We start from the raw sequence: 19,878 nt of genomic DNA on the forward strand, positions 1-19,878 counted from the left end.
CTTTCTCCTTTAAAATTTACGACGGGCAAAAACAAAACGATCTATTCCTGCGAAATCTTTTTTAATACCGCCTTCCCATTTAGATGAATCAAATAAGGAGCACACTGCATCTACTTCCCCTTGACCAATTTCTAAAGCCAACACCCCGTGCGGATTTAAATAATCAGCAGCCAGCCGGGCAATTTGACCAATCACCGCCAGTCCGTCTTCCCCTCCGTCTAGGGCTAAGCGTGGTTCTTGCTGAACCTCTATCGAAAGTTCCTCCAATTGAGAGGTAGGAATATACGGTGGATTAGAAACGATTAAATCAAAAGAACCATTTACCTCTGCAAACAAATCGCTTTGGAGGAAACAGACTTTATCCTGTAGTTTGCACAAACGGGCATTTTCTGCCGCTAAAGATAAAGCCTCCGCCGAAATATCCACTGCCGTCACGTGCGCACGCGGAAATTTGGCTGCTAAAGCAAGCGCGATACAACCACTTCCTGTACATAAATCCAAAATCCTTGGATTGGCCCCTTTTTCAAAAAGTTTAGCACAATATTCCACCAATTCCTCCGTTTCCGGTCTGGGTGCCAAAGCCCTCTGATCACTGCGTAGGGTTAAAGTACAAAAATCTGTTTCTCCGGTAATATACGATACCGGCAAACCTTGCCTTTTTTGGTCAATAAAAAAACAAAAAGTTTCCGCCTCTTTTTGAGGCACCGGTTCAGAAGAAAAAGCCAATACACGCGTGCGGCTGGTTTTCAAAGAAGCCGCTAATAAAAATTCAGCCTCCGCAAGGGGTTGCTGTGTGCCGGCTCGCTCCAGCTCCTTTCTTCCCCATTCTATCCACTGAGTGCGTGTTTTTAAGGTCATATTTTTTCTTGAAAAGAATCCACCGCGCGGGCCAAATCTTCCCTTTTGAAAAGATTAATATCTTCTTGTTGAGTTAACAACACGATGGCTTTGGGATTATCCGGAGCGGTAAAAACCGTCGGTTGGTGATATAGGAATACACCTGGTTTTTCAAAGCCGGAGGCGATGTGAACGATGGAACTGTCGGTAGAAACCACTAAAGCACTTAAACGTACCAACTCAAAAAGTTCCGACGGCTCCACAATCTCTCCAACAAAGACATCTTTGTCCTCTTTGAAAAATTGAACCAAACGCAAAAAGTCTTGCGGTCTGGCAGGAATTACAAACGCAATCCCCAACCGTCTAAAAGAATGACAAATTTCTTTCATCGTATCGGGGTGAAGACGGCGTTTTTGTTCCGAGCCGTACGGATTGAAGAAAATATATTTAGGCAGAGAATTTTTTTCCAACCAATTTTCCACCCGTTTACGGCTACCGGCCGAAACCGGCAAATCATAAGATTTATCCGGATTTTCAATACCTAATTGTTTTAAAATGGCTTGTTCGTGCACACTGCCATGCTGGTCCGGCGCGCCAAAGGGAGTTATCGGAGCAGTGGTAGCATCTAAAAGTTTATCTCCGCCGGCTATTTTTTTAAATAACTGCCACGCAAAAAAATTTTTATTGGAAGAATCTAACACCAAATCAAACTTCTTTAAGCGCAATTTCAGGGCCTTTCTGAGTAAATGAAAAGTCACCTTTTGTTCCGTTAAGGCAGAAACGGGAAGGCGAACCACCTTATCTACATAAGAATTATTTTTAAACAATTCATAGGCCGGCCCAAAAGAGGCCACCGTAATTTTGATTTTTGGATTTGCTTTTTTTATTTCCCGATAACAGCAAGAAGACAATATGGCATCTGCCAAAGAACCGTCCCCCCGCAACACCAATATCTTACGCAAATCCTGAATATGAGGCAATGTATTCATACCCACATTGTACAATAACTATAACTCTAAATTTTTAAGTTTTTCTTCTACGCGAAGTTTGCGTAAATCTTCCAAAATATTTTCAATGCTTCCTTGCATAATTTCGGTAATATTGTGATAGTTTTGATTCACGCGATGGTCTGTGACACGGCTTTGAGGAAAGTTATAGGTGCGGATTTTTTCACTACGGTCCCCCGTACCCACTTGGTTCTTACGTGCATCATAGATTTCTTTATTGCGTTTTTCTTCTTCGATTTGATAAAGTTTGGCCTTCAACATAGCCATTGCTTTTTCGCGGTTTTTACCTTGACTTCGTTCTTCGCGACAAGACACTACTACACCGGTAGGTTTGTGAATAATACGCACCGCTGTTTCTACTTTATTGACGTTTTGACCGCCAGCACCGCCACTGCGGCAGGTTTCCAGCTCCAAATCTTCGGGTTTGATTTCAATATCAATATCTTCCGCTTCCGGCATAATGGCTACAGTGACAGTGGAAGTATGCACCCGGCCGGAGGTTTCCGTATCCGGAACGCGTTGTACACGATGAGTGCCCGCTTCGTCACGCAACCAAGAATAGGCCCCGTCTCCTTTAATAAACATACTCACATATTTACAACCCTTTAAACCGGTAGGCGTAAATTCCAAAAGTTCGGTTTTCCAGCCTTTAGCATCGGCAAAATGCTGATAAACACGCAAAAGTTCTGCAGCAAACAAGGCCGATTCTTCCCCCCCTGCACCGGGTCGGATTTCCAGATAAATACTTTTAGAATCATTTGGGTCAGGAGGAATGACCAAAACACGCAATTCTTGTTGCAAAAGAGGCAATTTTTCTTCCAACTCTGCCAATTCTTCCGCCGCCAGAGCCGCCATCTCTTTATCAGAGCCGTCTTTAATCATGGCTCTGTCATCTTCAATGGCTTTTAAAGTAGAGGCTATTTCGTTTTCTTTTTCTACAATAGGCTTTAAAAAAGCATGGCGTTTAGACTTTTCCATAAGCTCTTGAGCAGACAAACTACCGCTCATCAACTCTTGCTCTAATGTTTTATATTCCTCTGCATATTTGGAAGTATTCATAGTTTTAAATCCTTTTTTACAAATTCACGTGTACTGATAACAAAAAACAGACCCCCGTTGCGAGAGTCTGTTTATTTAAAGAACGTTGCTATTTAGCGGCTTTTTCTTTTTTAGCCGGAGCTTCAGCTTTAGTAGCTTTTTTGGCAGAAGCAGCTTTTTTCAAAACAGCTTTGTTGGCCAATTTGGCTTTAGCTTTTACTTCGGTTTTCGGTTTGCGGGTCACGGTCTTACCGGCCGTAGAAGCAAAACGTTTATTGAATTTTTCCACCATACCTTCGGTATCTAACAATTTCTGTTTGCCGGTAAAGAACGGATGGCAAGCAGCGCAGATGTCCAATTTCAAGGTTTTAGCGGTGGAGCGGGTAGTAAATTTGTTGCCGCAAGCACAGGTAGCTTCAACAAAATCATATTTCGGATGTATTTTCTCTTTCATTTGATTTTCCTCTAAAATAGTACGGGGCAAAAACGCCTTCTTGAATATTTTACCATAAAATACTGGGGAAATGGAAGCATAAATCTTTCTTTTCCCCTTTTTCTCGCCTAAAAAGCATTTACTTCCATTTGTTTCAAAAAGTCTTTGTTCGACTTGGTGGAAGATAATTTATCTAAGAGCAGCGTCATAGCATCTACACTGCTCAGCGGAGCCAACACTTTGCGAATGACCCACATTTTGTTCAATTCATCTTCCGTTAACAACAGATTTTCTTTGCGGGTAGAACTGCGGTTAATATCTACTGCAGGGAAAATGCGTCTTTCGGAAAGTTTGCGGTCCAAGCATAACTCACTGTTGCCGGTACCTTTGAACTCTTCAAAAATCACTTCGTCCATACGGCTGCCCGTTTCTACCAAAGCACTGGCAATAATCGTTAAAGATCCCCCTTCCTCCAACTTACGTGCCGCGCCTAAAAAGCGTTTGGGCTTATGCAAGGAGGTTGCTTCCAAGCCGCCGGTTAATACGCGCCCTGAAGAAGGGGCTACCGTATTATAAGCACGGGCCAGACGGGTAATGGAATCTAACAAAATCACCACATCTTTGCCCATTTCAGCCATGCGTTTGGCTTTTTCAATGACCATCTCCGCCACTTGCACATGGCGTTCGGCCGGCTCATCAAAAGTAGAGGCCACCACTTCCCCTTTTACACTGCGGGCCATGTCCGTCACTTCTTCCGGACGTTCGTCAATCAATAGCACCATTAATACCACATCTTTGTGATTGGCTTCCAATGAATGGGCAATGGCTTGCATGACCATCGTTTTCCCCGTTTTAGGTGCTGCAACAATCAACGCGCGCTGACCTTTACCGATAGGAGACATTAAATCAATCACGCGTTGTGTAAGCGAATTTTTATCAATTTCCAAATTAAACCGTTCATTGGGATGAAGCGGGGTTAAGTTTTCAAATAAAGGCCGATTGTATACATTCACAGAATCTATCCCATTTACCTTTTGCACCTGCAACATGGCAAAAAAACGTTCCCCTTCTTTCGGCGGACGGATTAAACCTTCAATCGTATCTCCTTTGCGTAAACCAAAACGTTTGATTTGGGAAGGAGAAACATAAATATCTTCCGGACCGGCCAAATAATTGTTTTCAACGGAGCGTAAAAAACCAAAACCGTCCGGTAAAATTTCCAATACGCCACCACCGTATACAGAGCCGTTTTGCTTGGCCTGAATAGCCACAATTTTTCCAATTAAAGCCGACTTGCGCAAACCGGAAATATCTTCAATATTGTAGTTTACGGCCAATTTAGTAAGTTCCGCGATGCTAAGTTTATTAAGTTCGCGGGCATCCATCATTTTGGCACCGTTAGGTTGGCGTTGCACAGGCTGCGGAGCATAAGGGGCAGATGCATTCCCCGTTTTTTGCATAATGCGGCGTTGCGGCAAAGCAGCCGTTTTGGTTTCAGCCGTATTTTTGCTCGTTTCTGCTTTGTGGGTTTCGGCCTTGTTCGCTTTTGCAGCGCCAGCCTTGACCGTAGCAGATTTAGCAGGTTTTTCCTGCAAGGTTTTTTCTGACATGATGTCTCCTTATTTTACTTGGTAAATTTTAAGTATTGCCCGATAAATATTTTCTACTTTTTCTTCCAGTTGAGCCAGAGAACCGCTATTAATTAGGCTGATATCAGCCAGAGCCATTTTTTTCTCTTGGCTAAATTGGGCAATGCTTCTTTTTTCAAAATCTTCTTTTTTTATCGAACGGGCGGAAAGGCGCTTAAGCAATACTCTTTCGGGAGCAGATACCGATAAAGTTAAGTCAAAATAATCCCCCAACTGCGCTTCAAACAAAAGAGGCACTTCCACCACTCGTAAAAATGTTTTATTGGCTTTTAGGCGTTTGGAAAGTTCTTGAATAACTAAAGGATGCAACAAATTCTCCAGCTGTGTGCGTGCTCTAGGACTATTAAATATTTTTTGGGTTAAAAACTGTCTTTCTGAAGAACCGAATATTTTTTCTATTTTTTTCTTTACCTCAGCACGAAGTGAGATTTCTCTGACGAGTGCGTCACAAGAAAGCACAAACGCACCTCTTTTTTCAAAAAGATCCAATACCGTACTTTTACCGCTTAACATCCCGCCGGTAAGACCAATTACTATTTGTTTGGGAAATTTAAATTTCATAGGAATTAAGATAATTTTTTAAGTTCGTACCAACTGGGGCCCGCTTTGGCACTTACAAGCAAAGGCACCCTGAGTTTAACAGCACTTTGCATTTGGTTTTTGATCAAAGCGCAATAATGCGCCAGTTCATTTTCCGGTACTTCAAAAATGAGTTCATCATGCACCTGCATGATCATTTGCACTTGCGTTCCACGCAAACTTTGGGCAATATCCACCATCGCCTTTTTGATAATATCGGCTGATCCTCCTTGCACAATGGTATTAATGGCGGCCCGCTGTGCAAAGGAAGCCATACTGCCTACCCCCATATTAAACTCTGGCAAATAACGCACATGGCCAAACATCGTTTTCACAAATCCATTAGCACGCGCTTTGGCAATATTTTCATCAATCCAATGACGCACCCCTTGAAAATTACGGAAATATTGATCAATATATTCTTTGGCTTGACGCATTGGAATGTTTAATGCTTGGGAGAGACCTAGAGGACCTTGCCCATAAATGATACCAAAATTAATGGCTTTAGCGCTAGAACGCATTTGCTCTGTCACCATCAAAGGCATCACATTAAAAATTTGGGCTGCGGTCTGCAAGTGAATATCCCCCCCTTCCCAAAAGGCTTGCACTAAAGCAGGGTCTTGGCTTTCATGAGCCAACACCCGCAAATCAATTTGAGAATAGTCCACACTGAGCAGCACCTTTTTTTCTTCTGCCACAAAGGCCCGCCGCAACTGACGGCCCTTTTCGGTACGAACGGGAATATTTTGCAAATTGGGTGCAGAGCTAGATAGCCGCCCCGTCACAGTACCGGTTTGGTCTAAGTAAGAATGGACTTTTTCTTGTTCATCTGCCATCAAAAGTAAGTTATCCACGTAGGTACTTTTTAATTTCGCATTAGAGCGATAATCCAAAATCTGTGGCACTACCGGATGCAAGGGTGCAATTTGTTGAAGCACTTCCTCATCGGTAGAATAACCCGTTTTGGTTTTTTTGACCGGCGGAATGCGTAATTGCTCAAACAAAAGTTGCCCCAGTTGTTTGGTAGAGTTGATATTAATGGAAAAACCGGCTATTTTATCAATCAGTTGCTGTGATTGTTGCATTTCTTGTTCTAATAAAATTTTAAAAGTTTCTAACCACGCACAATCTACCTTCATTCCGTTTTGCTCCATCTCAAGCAAGACAAACATTAACGGAATTTCTAACTGATTATATAATGGCCACATTTCTTTTTCTTTTAAATCCGCCTCCAACTTGTCGCGCAATTTAAAAATATAACTGTTATACAAGGATAATTTTTCGTCTGTTTCTTCTTGATTAACCAACGCAGAAAAATAATGTGCAATAGCGCCGGCGGGGCTTAAATCCGAAGATGGATCTAATACATAGCGGGCCAAACGCGCATCAAAACAAGGGATCTTCCTTCCTTGCAAAGAAATATTAAGTTCCCTCAACGTAAATTTTAAATCATAGCCTATTTTGAGAATTTGATCATTAAAGATAATTTTTTTGATTTCGGCCAAGTCCCATGGCTCTATAGAGGATAAGGGCAAAAAAGCACATTGATCGGCAGAAACGGAAAGAAGAAGTTTATCTTCTTCCGTATACAAAAAAACTTCCTTTGCGCTTTGTGCCAAAGCAAGTAGTTCTTTTAACGAAACAGATGGCGCCGTTTGTTGAAAAAGGTTTTCTTCTATTTGCTTAGTCTTCGGGCGGAAACTCTCTAATAAATTTTTAAATTCGTAGCGGGCAAACATCTCAGACAACTGTGCCGGATCTACTTGACGGATCTCATAATCTGATAGAGAAAAGGGCATATTCAAGTCTGAATCCAACACCACCAGTTGTTTAGACAAAAGAGCATTCCCTTCCTGCTCAAGTAATTTTTTGGCTAACGTGGGCTTCATGCGCGGGTCATCGTTATGCGCGGCCCTCAAAATATCCTCTAAATGACCAAAAGTATGAATCAATTCCACCGTTGTTTTGGGGCCGATTCCCGCCACGCCTGGTACATTGTCGGAAGCATCTCCGACAATAGCAAAATAATCCGGTAAAAACATTGTTTTTACGCCAAATTTTTCTTCTGCCGCCTCAGGCCCTTTAATTCCGTCTTTGCCGCCGGAAGGCCATACGGAAATATGCTCACTTAAAAATTGATAAATATCTTTGTCAGCACTTACCAATACGCTGTCCACATTTTCTTTTTGAGCCTGCAAAGCCAAAAAAGCCATTAAATCATCGGCTTCTATCCCTTCTTGAGCCACCACTGAAAAACCTAAATCTCTTACCATTTCTCTGGCTAGTTTTAATTGACTGACTAAGGCATCGTCCGGTTTTTTTCGATTAGCTTTGTAAGTAGGCAACAAGCGCTTTCGTCGTGCACATCCGCCCGGTGAATCAAAACATACCGCCACATAGGTCGGATTTTTTTCATTAAGAAGTTTCAACAACCAACGCACAAATCCATACAAAGCCCCCACTTCCTGACCGGAAGAAGTGGACAACTTGGGCAGAGCATGATAGTTGCGGTGCAGAAAACCATGCGCATCAATTAAAAAAAAGGGGTTTTGAAAGGAAGGATTTAACATGATAGGTTAACTACTTACTAAGCCCGCACCTGCAGTGCGGGCTTTAAATATATAGTTTAAGACTAAGAAATGCTTTCTAATATTTTAATAAATTTGGCATCATATTCTTCCGTTGGTTCTACTTCGTAGCCATTTCTCATCCCGGCAAATTTTCCATTTTTAAAAATCATTATCAATGGAACCGTTTCAATTTTTGTGTTTTCTTTTATCCAACCATAAAAATCATTAACATGTTTTGCGGGGTATTCTTCATCAGCATCAATCTGGTAAAAACGAACACCCTTTTCGCTCCACAAGTTCACTATGTTTGCTCTATCCATAGCTTGTTTCATTTTAATACAGGTAGTACAACGGTCCATAGATATTTGCACGACAATCGTTCCCTTTAATTTTTCTTCTGCCTGCAGTAGAGTCATATCAGAATTAGTAGGATGATTATTCATTATAAAAAAGGCTTCCACCACATCAGACGGAATAGGTCTTTGTGAATATTCCCCAGCCTGCATGAAAAGAGGAGCCAACAAACAACATAAAACTACCAAAATACGTTTCATAGAAATCTCTCCTTATAACAAAGAATTTATTTTTTCTTGCAAAGCCGATTTAGATTGCAATCCCGTCACTTGAGCCACCGCCGAACCATCTTTAAAGAAAATAATGGTGGGAACGGAGGTAATATTGTACTTGGCGCTGACATTAGAGCCTTTATCCACATCTAATTTACAAATTTTGGCTTTTCCGGCATATTCCTGTGCCAATTCTTCCACCACCGGCCCCAACATGCGGCAAGGCCCACACCACGTGGCCCAAAAATCTACTAATGCCACACCTTTGTATTGCGTAATTTCTTGCTCAAAATTTTCATCGGTCAAAATAACTTCGCTCATAGTATAATACTCCCTAAATTTACATAATCTTTGCTTCTTATTAAAGATTAGCAGAGATAGAAGGGCCTGTCAAGAGTAGAATCTTTGTTTTCTTTTCTACTCTTAAAGCAACAAAGTATAGTACAATAAGGACTAAGAGAGGGCTTATGAAAGAAAGAATTATTTGTATCGTCACACCGGATAGCCGCAGTTATTTTCGTGCCACTCCACTGGCAAAGGAATTTTTTGATAAAGATAAAAACCTTATCAATACCGCCGGAGTTTTGCCGGACGGAGAAGTGGAAGTGTTTGAAACTACCACAAAAACCGTTAAACATTATAAAAACGGCAAATTAAACGGAGATTTGGAAATCATTGATTTAAACACAGGGGAAGTGACTTTCTTTGAAAAATACAAAGACGGCATCTTGATCGATTTGGAAGATCATACCATACATGGGACCCCTATTTTAGCCATTCCTCAGCCTCAACCGACTTACGATGGAACCATCGTTAAAATCAATAAATCCACCCTTTCTTTCTACCGAGATGGAAAAGAAGTAGCAGAACAAACAGTAGCCGCCAACGGCTCTACTTTGGAACTTTTAGGAAATATCCCTGACGGGCCGGTTAGAGAATTTGACGATAACGGCCAACTGCGCAGTGAATCTACCTACAAAGATAATAAATTAGAGGGTGAGTTCAGACGCTTTGATGAGCAAGGCCGTCTGCTAAGTCAGGAACACTATAAAAACGGGTTGCTGGAAGGAGAGGCCGAATATTACTCTTACTGCTCTCAAGGATTTATGAAAACAATAGCCCACTATCTTAACTCACAACTTCATGGCTCTTGGCGCTCCTTTTTCCCCAATGGAGAAACCTGTGTAAATGCTTGCTATCAAAATGGAAAATTACATGGCAAACGTACCGTTTTGTACTACAATGGACAAATTGATTGTGAAGAACATTTTGAAAACGGAAAATTACACGGCAGCCGTAAGTTATATTTTCCGGAAGGAAAAATTTGGTTTCAGGAAAACTATAAAAACGGCCGACTGGACGGAGAACGCTTTAGCTTTTTCCCAAACGGTCAAAAACATGATTGTGAGTTTTATACGGACGGACTGTTGGACGGACCGCGCAAAACCTATGCCGAAAACGGCCAACTCATTTCCGATGAGGAGTATCATTGGGGCGCGGTAGTGCACAACACCGAAAGAAAAGGAGCCTAATATGCACACGATTTCATTATCTGCTCCGGCAAAAGTGAATTTGTTTTTAGAAGTGACCGGCAAACGTCCGGACGGATATCACGAACTAGCCACCTTATTTGCCAAAATATCACTGTCAGATTATATTACGATTTCAGCCGACCAATCCGACGAAGAAGATTTGTTCTTAGAAATTACGGGTCCTTTAGGAAAAGGATTACAAGCAGACGAGAGCAATTTAGTTCTGCGGGCAGTACGAGCTTTTGAAGAAGAATTTAACATAAAATTAAAAGCCCACATTACCCTAGAAAAGCATATTCCTATGGGAGCTGGGTTGGGTGGAGGTTCTTCCGATGCAGGCACTACATTGTTAGCATTGTGCCGCATTTTTAATAAAGATCCCTTGCGTCTTTTACCGCGTGCAGCCAAATTGGGGGCAGACGTTGCTTTATTTTTATATCCGGATACTTTTTTAAAAGGAGAGGGTATTGGGGAGAAATTAACCCCCGTAGAAGTAAATGCCCCCCTCCCCTATGTTGTATTGGTATATCCTGATACGCATGTCCCTACTAAAGGAGTATTTGCCAGATTACATTTGGACTCTGCTAATAACAGATTGACAAAAACCTCCCTTTTAGATAAATTACTGTTATCTTTAAAAAATGCAGACTCTTTGCAAGAATGGAGTTCTTTTTTATTTAATCGTTTGGAAGAAGCCGTTTTGCCTTATGTTGATTCCGTCAAAAAACTAAAAGACGATTTCTTACAATTAAAGGCAATTACACTGATGTCCGGCTCCGGCTCTACTGTTTTTGCCTTAACTTCCACGCAAGAACAAGCCAAAGATTTGGCAGAAAAGATGAAAAAGGAAGGAAGAAAAGTTTTTATTACACACTTCGGAGGGAAAACCGATGAAAATAACTGAAATTCGCATTCACTTAATGACCGATCAACGCCTCAAAGCATTTGCCAGTGTCACCTTTGATGACTGCTTTGTGGTACGTAATATGAAATTAGTCAACGGAGCGAAAGGGGTTTTCCTGTGTATGCCTTCTCGCAAAGCAGCAGACGGCACCCACAAAGACATCGTTCACCCTATTACACAAGAGTTCCGCCAATACCTAGAAGACCAAGTTTTAAAGGCTTATGAGGAAGAATTAAAAAAGAATTCTCCGACGGAAAATGAAAAAAAAGAAGACGAAGTGAAATAAATTTGCTACAATATATACACAGATTTAATTCCGGATGGTGAAATGGTATCACTACTGGTTTTGGTCCAGTCATTCTAGGTTCGAGTCCTAGTCCGGAAACCATATAAAGCACCTGAAAGGGTGCTTTTTTATTTATATCTCTGCTACAACAATCTCTAACCTTTTTTTCCCCCTTTACCGATTTTGATAGAAGAAATAGGCTTTACTTAAATAGGGGGCATTATGAAAGTAAAATTTTTTTCTATACATACCGTTTATGTTTTCATGTTATCTCTTTTGCTATTAGGCTTAGGGGCCGGAATTTACGTTTATTATATTCCGGCGTCTCTTTCTCCAAGATTCATCTTTTGCCTGTTGTTCGGGGTGGATTTACTTTTTTTGGCCTTACTGCTGATTTATATCCTTCAACAAAACCGCAAAACACAACAACAGTTGTATCAAGCGGCTTATATAGACCCTATTACTCAGGGACCCACTTGGAAAAAAGCACAACAAGAGATTTTGAAAATTCTTCAGCAAAACCCACAACAAAAATTTGCTTTTGTAATTTTTGATATCAATAAATTCAAATTATTAAATGATCGACTGGGTTATTTAAAAGCCAACGACATACTGCGACACATTGCTTTTATTCTACGAGAAGATTTACAGGCACAAGAAATGTTTTGCCGCGTACAAGCAGATATTTTTCAGATACTTGTAAAATATCAAACGGAAGAACAACTAAAAAATCGATTGGAAGTGTTAAACGAGAAAATCATCTCCACCTGTCCCATCGAAAAAACCTCCTTTCAAATCATTCTTTCTTTCGGTGTTTATCCTCTATCAAAAAAACCCACCTCGCTCAATGAATTGTTGGCTAAAGCAGCTTTAGCCAGAGATACCGTTAAAGGAAAATATGATCATATTATCGGTTTTTATAATACCTTCTTACAAAAACGCCTTCAACTTGAGCAAGAAATAGAAAACCATATGGAGGAAGCTCTGGAAAAAGAACAATTTCAGTTATACCTTTCTACTATACGAGATATGGAAGGCTCTTTTTATGGAGCCGAAGTTTCTCTCCGCTGGGATTTACCTCCTTATGGTGAAATTAATGAATCGTTTTTTCGTCATGTTTTTACCCAAAATGGATTTATTTATAGATTGGATTTATATGTAGCGGAAAAAATTTGCCAATTTCAAAAACAACGAATTCAAGAAAAAAAAGATTTATTTCCCCTCTTTCTAAACCTTTCAACCGACAGTCTGCAAAGTCCTCAATTTGCTGGTGCTTTGGTCCGTTTAATCAAAAAATATCAATTAGACACCTCTCTGTTAATCCTGCAAGCGGCACCTCACAATGAAATATCACAAATTGATATTATTGAAAAAATAGCCTATCGTTTGCACGACGAGGGATTTGTTTTGAGTTTGGACCAAGCCTCTCAGGGGTATAGTCCTTTGGAATTATTAAAAACATTGCCCTTACAAATTATAAAAATTGAAAAAGAAACCGTAGCAGATTTAGAAGAAAATCAACGCGCACGCCGATTGGCCGACTCCTTAATTTATATGGCTCAACAAATGAAAGTAAAAATTATTTTCAGTGGTGTTTCTTCTTTTGCACAACGCCAAATTCTTAAAAATTTAGGAGCAGATTTTATTATGGGTCCGGTCAATGGAATAGACATTGCTTTACAAGAAAGTGACAATATTTTAAAAAAGCAAAATGAATAAATTTTAAGTAAAAAAACAAAGATTTCTAAATTTTTTTACACAAACATTCTTAAAAATAGTAAAATAGTGATAAGCGTAGAAATTACGCAACTGATTTTTGGTGGTTGTAGCTCAGTTGGTTAGAGCGCCGGTCTGTGGAACCGGAGGTCGGGGGTTCGAGTCCCCTCAGCCACCCCATATTGAATCCCTAGAACTACCCGAATTATCGTCGGTAAAGCTAGGGATTTTTTTCATATCCAAAATGGGAAGTCCTATAATTCGTCCACTACTGGGTTGCAGTTCCTTTTTCGCTTGAGCAAAATAGCAGAAAGGTTCTTTGTAGTCTACTTTAATGTCTCTTCCTTCTAAAGTATATTGGTTTGCCAATAACCTAAGAATTTTAGCCTTTTCTTCATTAGTGGCCATATTATATATTTCCGTTATATTATTGATAGCCGTAAATGTTTCCTGAGCCCTTGGGATGACCTTTTCGTATTCTGCTCCACATTCGTCTATTGCTTTCTTAAGAAGGCTGAGTTCTTCTGTTAGTTCCTTCTCTTTAATAGAAAACATTTCAAGGCTTCCTCTCCCCTCTAACTGTAAATCATACAACCTGTTTAATTTTTTATAAGCCTGTGTATAATCAGATTTCAAAATGTCCAAGGTTTTTTTTCTGGATTTCTCTTTGGTTTTGGCAAATTCTGCTACGCCTTTTTGCAGCCAATCGCTCACATATTCAGGAATAGCAATATCCTGCACCACTTTTCCGAACTTTTCGGCAAGTTCTTCCTCTCTTATATAGCCCTTATGCTCGTGCTGCCCTTTTGAAAAACTACAACGATAGTAAGTATATTTTCCTTTAGCCACTTCACCTAAAATCGTACAATCGCATTTACCGCAAATCAGCAAACCGCCAAAGGCGAATTTCCTTTTTAACTTAAGGGGGCGGTGCTTACTTCCTAGAGTCTGAACCGCTTTTTCCCACATTTCTTTAGAAACCAGTGGGGTATGTGTGCCCTTGTATATCTTATGCCCCCATTGGAACTCACCATAATAAAATGGATTATGAATAATTTTATGCAGGGAAGACTTAGAAAGGCGGGTATTTCTTGTTTTATGTCTAAGACCTTTTGCGAAATACTCATCTGCCAAACCGGCCAAAGATTCTCCACCCATAGCGACTCTAGAAAAAAGTTCTTGAATCAATGGTGCTCTGGTTGGGTCCACATCGATTTGTTTAGTTTCTTGATTGTTAATATATCCTATAGGGCAATTAGAGGGATAAATTCCTTGCTCTGCCTTCTCTTGCATCCCCATTCTGGTTTTATGAGATATATCGTTAGATGTTTTCTTGCATACTGCAGTTTCAATATCATACGCAAACTCATCGTCAGGACTGGAATCTCTACTATAAGTTTTATTTGGTCTACTAAAATGAATCACTTTACCGTATGTTTGGATCATTTCCGTCATTTTTGCTTTGTCGCTATCATTACGGGTCATTCGGTCAAAGACATCAAAAATAATATGTTTAACTTCGGGATGTTTTTTAGAATAATCAAGCATTTGCACAAAGTTACGGCGCACCTTCCTCCCCCAAGCGGATTCAGCACCACGCCACACCTTAACAATTTCTAAATTTTTCTTTTTGGCATATTCATATGCCAATTTCTCTTGGGCATCCAAGGAGTAACCGTCTTCCTGGCCTTTACTGGAAACGCGTAAATATAATAATGCTTTTTCCATATTATTCTTGCTCCTTTAGTAGCTTCTCTATTTGGTAAGCCTGTATTTTATTTGGAGAGGTGTGCCCCTTAAACCACCTGTTCACGGTAGCACAAGTCACACCAAGCATTTCAGAAAGCTTCTTCTGGGAAATTCTATGCTCTAATCTGTATATTTCTAATTTATTTATTAACTCATTCATATTATTTATTATACTATATTATAATTTATTATAATCAGTTATAATTTTTTACTTACACCTTATCAAAATTTCTCTATATTCGTTCAATCTTTTAAACAAAAGAAAACACATTACTTTTTCATTCTTTTTTCATATTTCCTTTTTAACTCTCTCAAATACATTTCTAAAGAAATCATGTTTTGTGCCAAAACGATACACTCTCCTTCAGTCAATTCTTTTGATGACATCGAACAGAAAATCCGCTTCGTTTCTTCTAAAAATTCTTCACTAAATCTACTGTTAGACAAAATACAATCCTCACTTCTTACAAACAAGCCATCCTTTTTTAATTACTCATTTTAAACTCCATTAAAGATACAGTCTAAAACTAATTTGCTTATATACTCGTTGCCTTTTTTAACGTTTCCTATACAAGCGTAGTACGACGGAGAAACAAATATCTACACTTCGTACCACCAGTTTTGATACAACGGAAGAGCAATCTGCTCTGTTGAACATTTTTGCTAAAGCACTCCAGCACAATAGTTTTTGGGTTAAAGCAAGAATTTTGGAAGTATATGCGTTTAACTGCAAATAACTTATTTGTGCTTTATTACGCTTTTTATAAGGGCCTCTGGGGCCTCTTTTTTGCTTGGCTATCGTCTGTTTTCTCTTCTTATATGGTTTTCTTCGTTTATTAAGCTTCAATTCTCTGATAATTTCTATTTTGGGGTAAACGGCTTTTTTCTTGGCTTTTCTGTTTATTTTTTTCTTCATAATTAAATGCTCCGACCTATCAAAATATTCGTTTTATTGGCTTCTTTTTTGCTTTCAATCCACTTATTTATCTCGTTGAGATCATAACGAACAGATCTACCAATTTTGACTATCCATTGAGGTGGGATTTTGCCCTGACTCTTCAAACTGCGTATACTATTCTCGCTTGAACCGACATATTGGGCTAATTCCTTTGTGCTTACTAATCTTTGATACTTTTGTTGCATATTTCTTATTTCCTTTTTTTAAATTAAAAAGAAGAATAAATTTGCAATAGATATAAATGTATTTTTGTACACAAATCTATATACTTCTTTTAAATTTAAACTAGATTTCAGAAAATTTGATCTGTATAGGGAAAAATAGGGATAAAACACGCAGGAGAAAAGGAAAATGATAATAATTTGATAAACTGAGATAAATAATAAATTTAATCAAACATAGGGTATTTATATGGAAAAACTTGGAATAATGCAAAAAGTAACAGATTTGAGAATTATTTGGCCACATGAACAATCTGATTTTTCAAAATGGCTGGCAGAAGAAAAGAATCTATTATTACTTAGTGAAACTATTGGAATCGGAAATATTGTATTAGAAGAGAGAGAATCAAAAGTAGGAGATTTCGCTGCTGATTTATATGCTCGTGAAGAAGGAACTGACAGAAAAATTATTATAGAAAACCAATTGGAAGAAACCAATCATAAACACTTAGGGCAAATAATTACCTATGCCGCCGGAAAAGGGGCTGAAATCATTATTTGGATTGTAAAAAAAGCTAGAGACGAACACAAACAAGCAATAGAATGGTTAAATCAACATACCGATGAAAATATTGGTTTTTTCCTATTGGAAATTGAATTATGGAAAATTAATGACTCTTTACCTGCTCCTAAGTTTAATATTGTTGAATCACCCAATGATTGGGGCAAAATTATGAAAACTGCAGATAATTTAAATGAAACAGAAAAATTGCGTTTAAATTTTTGGCAGAAATTTAAAGATTATGCCATTGAACAAACTGATTTTAATGGATTTTCTTTAAGGAAAATAGCGCCTAATCATTGGTATAACTTAAGTGTTGGTACTTCTGCTTATCACATTGGTTTAACAATGAATACCAAAGAAAAATGTATTGGTACAGAAATTTATATTCCAAATGATAAAGAAATTTTTCAAAAGTTTCTCTCACAAAAAGTAGAAATTGAAAAAATTTTGGGAAATAAAGCAGAATGGATCGAAGCTAATAAAGCTTGTAGAATACTGGTAACACATCCTGCTATTTTTAAAAACAATGAATCAAATTGGAAAGAGTATTTTGATTGGTATATAAAAATGGCTCTTAAATTAAAACAAATAAGTAAAGAATTTGATAATTAATAATAAAATCAAAAATACTTATTTAACAAACCTATCTCTTTATAATAACGGGGTAGGTTTTTTGTTTGAGAAAGAAGAATACAAATATGCTTTAATTGCTCAAAATCAGGTTTTATAGGGTTTTTATTGTAAAAGGTATATAGTTTATGGGTTTTTAAATAAAGGGTTTTTGGTGGGGAGATTATATTTGTTTATTTTGATAAAGTATAAATAATGAAAAAACATATTTGGAGAAAAAAATGAGTAAAGATTTGTCACTTGCTCTAACCGAAAAAGAAAAGACCTTTTTTATCTTGATAACTGCACTAGAAGAGTTATATGGTCTTTTATGTCCTGGAAGAATCCATATTGCAGAAAAATATGCACATCCGACGAATATAGACACCTACGGCTTGTTTTATACTAATCTTATTGACCTTTTATATCCAATAGATGAAAGCTTCTTCAAAGGAGATCTTTTGGAAAATATAAAATTTATATTTTCTAATTGCTCGTATTTTAAAAATGGAAAAAAGACAATAGAAAGCATAAATACTTTTAAAACTTGGTTGAATGAAAGAAAAATTTATAAATTTTATCTAGCCGAAGTAGGAAAAGAGGAAAAACTTAATTTTTCTCGCCAAGAAATGATTGAATTTCTAGGGAACAAAAATAAGCATAGTAATTTACGAATATTGAGAAATATTAAGCGGATTCGTAAAAATAACCCTCATCTTAGTTTTAGAGAATTTTTATTTTCAATTCCAAGTATAAAAGAAAGATTTCAGGAAGATATTCTTGAATATTATTTTTCATTTATTGTCCAACAATTAGTTCATATCTATAATTCTTTATTAAGCGATTTAAAAGATAGCTTTAAGTTGTGGTACGAAAGAAAAGGTTTACAGATTCACCTTATAGAAACTCAAATACCTAAATTAATAGAAAATGAAGAAGTATTACTTAAAGAATTAATTGCTTTCACATCTTACTTTAAGAAACTTCCACATATGAATGTGTATAGAGAATTAAAACAAGACCCAATGGATGTTTAATTATTCAAAAAATACTTTTTTATTTTGAAGCAATATTTGTATTTAGATTTTTCTTTATTTTCTATATTTATTCTCCTATACAAATAAACAAATCAATAAGTTTTTATCTTGGTATTTCTGTTATTTAATGGTTTCTTATATTAGACTTACTTGTTTTCTATTTTTATTTTTGATTCTTTAAAACAATAAATGCCTCTTATTTATTTTAAGAAGCATTTATTTTTGTTTTGTTTAACTACTGTAGTACTATGTGCCCTTTTTTCGTTGCTCCCTGTACGCATAAGCCTTTACATCTGCCTTGTGTATTCGGTAAGAGCCTGCTATAACAATGCTTGGAATTTCCTTATTTTTACACCTTCTTTGAATTTCTCTAGGCCCTACCCCTAGGTATTTTGCCGACTGGACACAATTCCAAAGAGATTCCTCTAAAAAGTTTTCAGATTTAACATTAGGTACTTCCAAACTAACAATATTTGCAGGAGTAAGCCACTTAGGTTGGTTTATTTGCTCTGCCAACATAGGTAAAAAGTTATATTCCGGCTGAACTACTTCCATAGGTGGATATCTCTTTAGAAGGGCAAATATTCTATTAGCTTCTTTATCGCCAAATAAGTCCTTTAATCTTTTCTTTGCGTATATATAGCCATGCTCATTAATTAAGCTTTTTACTAGGAACAAATCCTTCATTTTACTAGCGTTCATTTCTGCATCTTTGTATAGTAAAAGTTCTGTGTCTGGACTAACATAAGGCTGATGTGTTAGCAAATAGGTTGCTATTGGCCCAAAATACTTTTGCACTGCCTTATGATAGTATCTCTCTTTAAACATCTCTTCTAAGGTGGGTCTATCGCCAAATATCTGCTTAATCTGTTCCTTTTTAAGTCTTATTTCCATGCGTAAAATACTCTTTAAATCTGACCTGTGGAATAACCAATCCAAGTTAAACTGATTTCTTTTCGCCATTATTAATTCAAGATATTTGTCATAGAAGGTTATTTCATGGCTAGCACCGATAAATCTGACTTGTTCTCCTGGTATCCAATCCTTACCCACTAGTTTCATTTGTGCTCTTGGAGGCTTGCTTTTATACAGATTTCCCAATACAACAGAGGTTGGGATATTACCTAAAATGCAGTTTTTAGCGATTTCTATATTGTAAATAGACTGGTTATAGCGGAGCATGTTTTTATCCACTAATTTAAAGCCCATTTTCCCAAGCTGTATAGTTAATTTATCCAAAAAAGTCTCAAAATCACTCTCTTGGGCTTCAAAGAAGTTGTTTCCGTATAGGATTTTGGGTATAGAAACCTCAATTTTAAGTGAATTTCCAAAATAACCGGAGCAATAACTGACCTTGGGGAAGTATTGAGGTGGGTGTTTTATTAACCATTCTTTATTATTTAATTCTATCGGGCTAGCTACACGACTAAAATCTGCTCTATCTGCATACATTGTAAACTTATCAAACATAATCCAATTCCTCTGTTTTAAACTCGTGTAGCATAGGCCACATAAATTTAAACTGGAAACTGAATTAATAGTTAGAAATGCACATTAACCGATAAAAAACACCCCCAACCAAGGCGGTTGAGGGTGGAGGAGCGGGCTGTTGTTTGATAAGTTATTTTTTAATCAATTCTTGCAGCCAGAAAGAAAGCAGAAAAACGACACATATAAAGTGA

20 protein-coding genes and 1 tRNA gene are annotated in these 19,878 nt (G+C 37.8%); 7 read left to right on the plus strand and 14 right to left on the minus strand.

Going from position 1 to position 19,878, the window contains the following annotated elements; genetic code table 11:
- Positions 1–9: 9 nt before the first annotated feature.
- The 9 genes from prmC to trxA all read right to left on the minus strand — a co-directional run bounded on the left by prmC (position 10) and on the right by trxA (position 9,000).
- Positions 10–858, minus strand: a complete 849-nt coding sequence (prmC, locus tag IKL48_04765) for a peptide chain release factor N(5)-glutamine methyltransferase (GenBank protein MBR3603969.1) — start codon at positions 856–858, stop codon at positions 10–12.
- Positions 855–1,826 carry a glycosyltransferase family 9 protein gene (locus IKL48_04770; GenBank protein ID MBR3603970.1) on the minus strand — a complete coding sequence of 324 codons (972 nt, stop codon included), beginning with the start codon at positions 1,824–1,826 and terminating at the stop codon, positions 855–857. Before IKL48_04770 ends, prmC begins: the two co-directional genes overlap by 4 nt.
- 18 nt (positions 1,827–1,844) lie before the next feature.
- Positions 1,845–2,903, minus strand: a complete 1,059-nt coding sequence (prfA, locus tag IKL48_04775; protein MBR3603971.1) for a peptide chain release factor 1 — start codon at positions 2,901–2,903, stop codon at positions 1,845–1,847.
- An 88-nt stretch (positions 2,904–2,991) separates the two neighbouring features.
- Positions 2,992–3,336 carry a 50S ribosomal protein L31 gene (gene rpmE, locus IKL48_04780; GenBank protein ID MBR3603972.1) on the minus strand — a complete coding sequence of 115 codons (345 nt, stop codon included), beginning with the start codon at positions 3,334–3,336 and terminating at the stop codon, positions 2,992–2,994.
- A gap of 107 nt (positions 3,337–3,443) precedes the next feature.
- Positions 3,444–4,700 (minus strand): transcription termination factor Rho, encoded by a 1,257-nt coding sequence (gene rho / locus IKL48_04785; protein MBR3603973.1) that lies wholly within the window; start codon positions 4,698–4,700, stop codon positions 3,444–3,446.
- Between the two features lie 234 nt (positions 4,701–4,934).
- A complete protein-coding gene (gene coaE / locus IKL48_04790) occupies positions 4,935–5,525 on the minus strand; it encodes a dephospho-CoA kinase (protein MBR3603974.1) in 591 nt (196 codons plus the stop codon).
- 5 nt (positions 5,526–5,530) lie between these two features.
- Positions 5,531–8,113, minus strand: coding sequence for a DNA polymerase I (gene polA / locus IKL48_04795; protein ID MBR3603975.1), 2,583 nt, complete (start codon positions 8,111–8,113; stop codon positions 5,531–5,533).
- 62 nt (positions 8,114–8,175) lie between these two features.
- A complete protein-coding gene (locus IKL48_04800) occupies positions 8,176–8,667 on the minus strand; it encodes a hypothetical protein (GenBank protein MBR3603976.1) in 492 nt (163 codons plus the stop codon).
- 12 nt (positions 8,668–8,679) lie between these two features.
- Positions 8,680–9,000, minus strand: a complete 321-nt coding sequence (gene trxA, locus IKL48_04805) for a thioredoxin (GenBank protein MBR3603977.1) — start codon at positions 8,998–9,000, stop codon at positions 8,680–8,682.
- Between the two features lie 146 nt (positions 9,001–9,146).
- Between trxA and IKL48_04810 the strand changes: the two genes are divergently transcribed.
- The 5 genes from IKL48_04810 to IKL48_04830 all read left to right on the plus strand — a co-directional run bounded on the left by IKL48_04810 (position 9,147) and on the right by IKL48_04830 (position 13,297).
- The gene (locus tag IKL48_04810) at positions 9,147–10,211 is read left to right on the plus strand and encodes a toxin-antitoxin system YwqK family antitoxin (protein ID MBR3603978.1); all 1,065 of its coding nucleotides are present in this window, start codon (positions 9,147–9,149) and stop codon (positions 10,209–10,211) included.
- 1 nt (position 10,212) lies between these two features.
- Positions 10,213–11,115, plus strand: coding sequence for a 4-(cytidine 5'-diphospho)-2-C-methyl-D-erythritol kinase (ispE, locus tag IKL48_04815; protein MBR3603979.1), 903 nt, complete (start codon positions 10,213–10,215; stop codon positions 11,113–11,115).
- A complete protein-coding gene (spoVG, locus tag IKL48_04820) occupies positions 11,102–11,401 on the plus strand; it encodes a septation regulator SpoVG (GenBank protein MBR3603980.1) in 300 nt (99 codons plus the stop codon). The genes ispE and spoVG overlap by 14 nt, the downstream gene beginning before the upstream one ends.
- A gap of 222 nt (positions 11,402–11,623) precedes the next feature.
- Positions 11,624–13,120, plus strand: a complete 1,497-nt coding sequence (locus IKL48_04825) for a GGDEF domain-containing protein (protein MBR3603981.1) — start codon at positions 11,624–11,626, stop codon at positions 13,118–13,120.
- Between the two features lie 100 nt (positions 13,121–13,220).
- Positions 13,221–13,297: transfer RNA gene (locus IKL48_04830), tRNA-His, on the plus strand.
- On the opposite strand, the gene IKL48_04835 is transcribed toward IKL48_04830, so the two are convergent.
- From IKL48_04835 to IKL48_04850, 4 genes are all read right to left on the minus strand, one after another.
- Positions 13,286–14,845: a recombinase family protein gene (locus tag IKL48_04835; protein MBR3603982.1), complete on the minus strand. Its 1,560-nt coding sequence runs from the start codon at positions 14,843–14,845 to the stop codon at positions 13,286–13,288. The two genes, IKL48_04830 and IKL48_04835, sit on opposite strands and share 12 nt — an antisense overlap.
- A gap of 1 nt (position 14,846) precedes the next feature.
- On the minus strand, positions 14,847–15,026 hold the full coding sequence (locus tag IKL48_04840) for a helix-turn-helix transcriptional regulator (protein MBR3603983.1): 180 nt from the start codon (positions 15,024–15,026) through the stop codon (positions 14,847–14,849).
- 396 nt (positions 15,027–15,422) lie between these two features.
- Complete coding sequence (locus IKL48_04845; protein ID MBR3603984.1) at positions 15,423–15,782, minus strand: hypothetical protein; 360 nt, start codon at positions 15,780–15,782, stop codon at positions 15,423–15,425.
- 2 nt (positions 15,783–15,784) lie between these two features.
- Positions 15,785–16,009 (minus strand): helix-turn-helix domain-containing protein, encoded by a 225-nt coding sequence (locus IKL48_04850; GenBank protein ID MBR3603985.1) that lies wholly within the window; start codon positions 16,007–16,009, stop codon positions 15,785–15,787.
- Between the two features lie 226 nt (positions 16,010–16,235).
- On the opposite strand from IKL48_04850, the gene IKL48_04855 reads away from it, so the two are divergent.
- Together IKL48_04855 and IKL48_04860 are read left to right on the plus strand one after the other, a co-directional pair.
- The gene (locus IKL48_04855; GenBank protein MBR3603986.1) at positions 16,236–17,162 is read left to right on the plus strand and encodes a DUF4268 domain-containing protein; all 927 of its coding nucleotides are present in this window, start codon (positions 16,236–16,238) and stop codon (positions 17,160–17,162) included.
- Between the two features lie 239 nt (positions 17,163–17,401).
- Positions 17,402–18,196, plus strand: coding sequence for a hypothetical protein (locus IKL48_04860; protein MBR3603987.1), 795 nt, complete (start codon positions 17,402–17,404; stop codon positions 18,194–18,196).
- Positions 18,197–18,442: 246 nt separating this feature from the next.
- Here IKL48_04860 and IKL48_04865 read toward each other — a convergent pair whose 3' ends face one another.
- Complete coding sequence (locus IKL48_04865; protein ID MBR3603988.1) at positions 18,443–19,666, minus strand: helix-turn-helix domain-containing protein; 1,224 nt, start codon at positions 19,664–19,666, stop codon at positions 18,443–18,445.
- Positions 19,667–19,878: the final 212 nt, after the last annotated feature.

The organism is Elusimicrobiaceae bacterium, assembly GCA_017520185.1.
Taxonomy (GTDB): domain Bacteria; phylum Elusimicrobiota; class Elusimicrobia; order Elusimicrobiales; family Elusimicrobiaceae; genus Avelusimicrobium.

Bases quoted from the DNA above. Each gene is read 5' to 3' on its own strand.
- IKL48_04810 (MBR3603978.1), top strand. From the start codon at position 9,147: ATGAAAGAAAGAATTATTTGTATCGTCACACCGGATAGCCGCAGTTAT.
- prfA (MBR3603971.1), bottom strand. From the start codon at position 2,903: ATGAATACTTCCAAATATGCAGAGGAATATAAAACATTAGAGCAAGAG.
- IKL48_04800 (MBR3603976.1), bottom strand. From the start codon at position 8,667: ATGAAACGTATTTTGGTAGTTTTATGTTGTTTGTTGGCTCCTCTTTTC.
- IKL48_04825 (MBR3603981.1), top strand. From the start codon at position 11,624: ATGAAAGTAAAATTTTTTTCTATACATACCGTTTATGTTTTCATGTTA.
- IKL48_04855 (MBR3603986.1), top strand. From the start codon at position 16,236: ATGGAAAAACTTGGAATAATGCAAAAAGTAACAGATTTGAGAATTATT.
- coaE (MBR3603974.1), bottom strand. From the start codon at position 5,525: ATGAAATTTAAATTTCCCAAACAAATAGTAATTGGTCTTACCGGCGGG.
- polA (MBR3603975.1), bottom strand. From the start codon at position 8,113: ATGTTAAATCCTTCCTTTCAAAACCCCTTTTTTTTAATTGATGCGCAT.
- IKL48_04835 (MBR3603982.1), bottom strand. From the start codon at position 14,845: ATGGAAAAAGCATTATTATATTTACGCGTTTCCAGTAAAGGCCAGGAA.
- IKL48_04860 (MBR3603987.1), top strand. From the start codon at position 17,402: ATGAGTAAAGATTTGTCACTTGCTCTAACCGAAAAAGAAAAGACCTTT.
- IKL48_04850 (MBR3603985.1), bottom strand. From the start codon at position 16,009: ATGCAACAAAAGTATCAAAGATTAGTAAGCACAAAGGAATTAGCCCAA.
- IKL48_04865 (MBR3603988.1), bottom strand. From the start codon at position 19,666: ATGTTTGATAAGTTTACAATGTATGCAGATAGAGCAGATTTTAGTCGT.
- IKL48_04840 (MBR3603983.1), bottom strand. From the start codon at position 15,026: ATGAATGAGTTAATAAATAAATTAGAAATATACAGATTAGAGCATAGA.
- spoVG (MBR3603980.1), top strand. From the start codon at position 11,102: ATGAAAATAACTGAAATTCGCATTCACTTAATGACCGATCAACGCCTC.
- trxA (MBR3603977.1), bottom strand. From the start codon at position 9,000: ATGAGCGAAGTTATTTTGACCGATGAAAATTTTGAGCAAGAAATTACG.
- prmC (MBR3603969.1), bottom strand. From the start codon at position 858: ATGACCTTAAAAACACGCACTCAGTGGATAGAATGGGGAAGAAAGGAG.
- IKL48_04770 (MBR3603970.1), bottom strand. From the start codon at position 1,826: ATGAATACATTGCCTCATATTCAGGATTTGCGTAAGATATTGGTGTTG.
- rho (MBR3603973.1), bottom strand. From the start codon at position 4,700: ATGGATGCCCGCGAACTTAATAAACTTAGCATCGCGGAACTTACTAAA.
- rpmE (MBR3603972.1), bottom strand. From the start codon at position 3,336: ATGAAAGAGAAAATACATCCGAAATATGATTTTGTTGAAGCTACCTGT.
- ispE (MBR3603979.1), top strand. From the start codon at position 10,213: ATGCACACGATTTCATTATCTGCTCCGGCAAAAGTGAATTTGTTTTTA.
- IKL48_04845 (MBR3603984.1), bottom strand. From the start codon at position 15,782: ATGAAGAAAAAAATAAACAGAAAAGCCAAGAAAAAAGCCGTTTACCCC.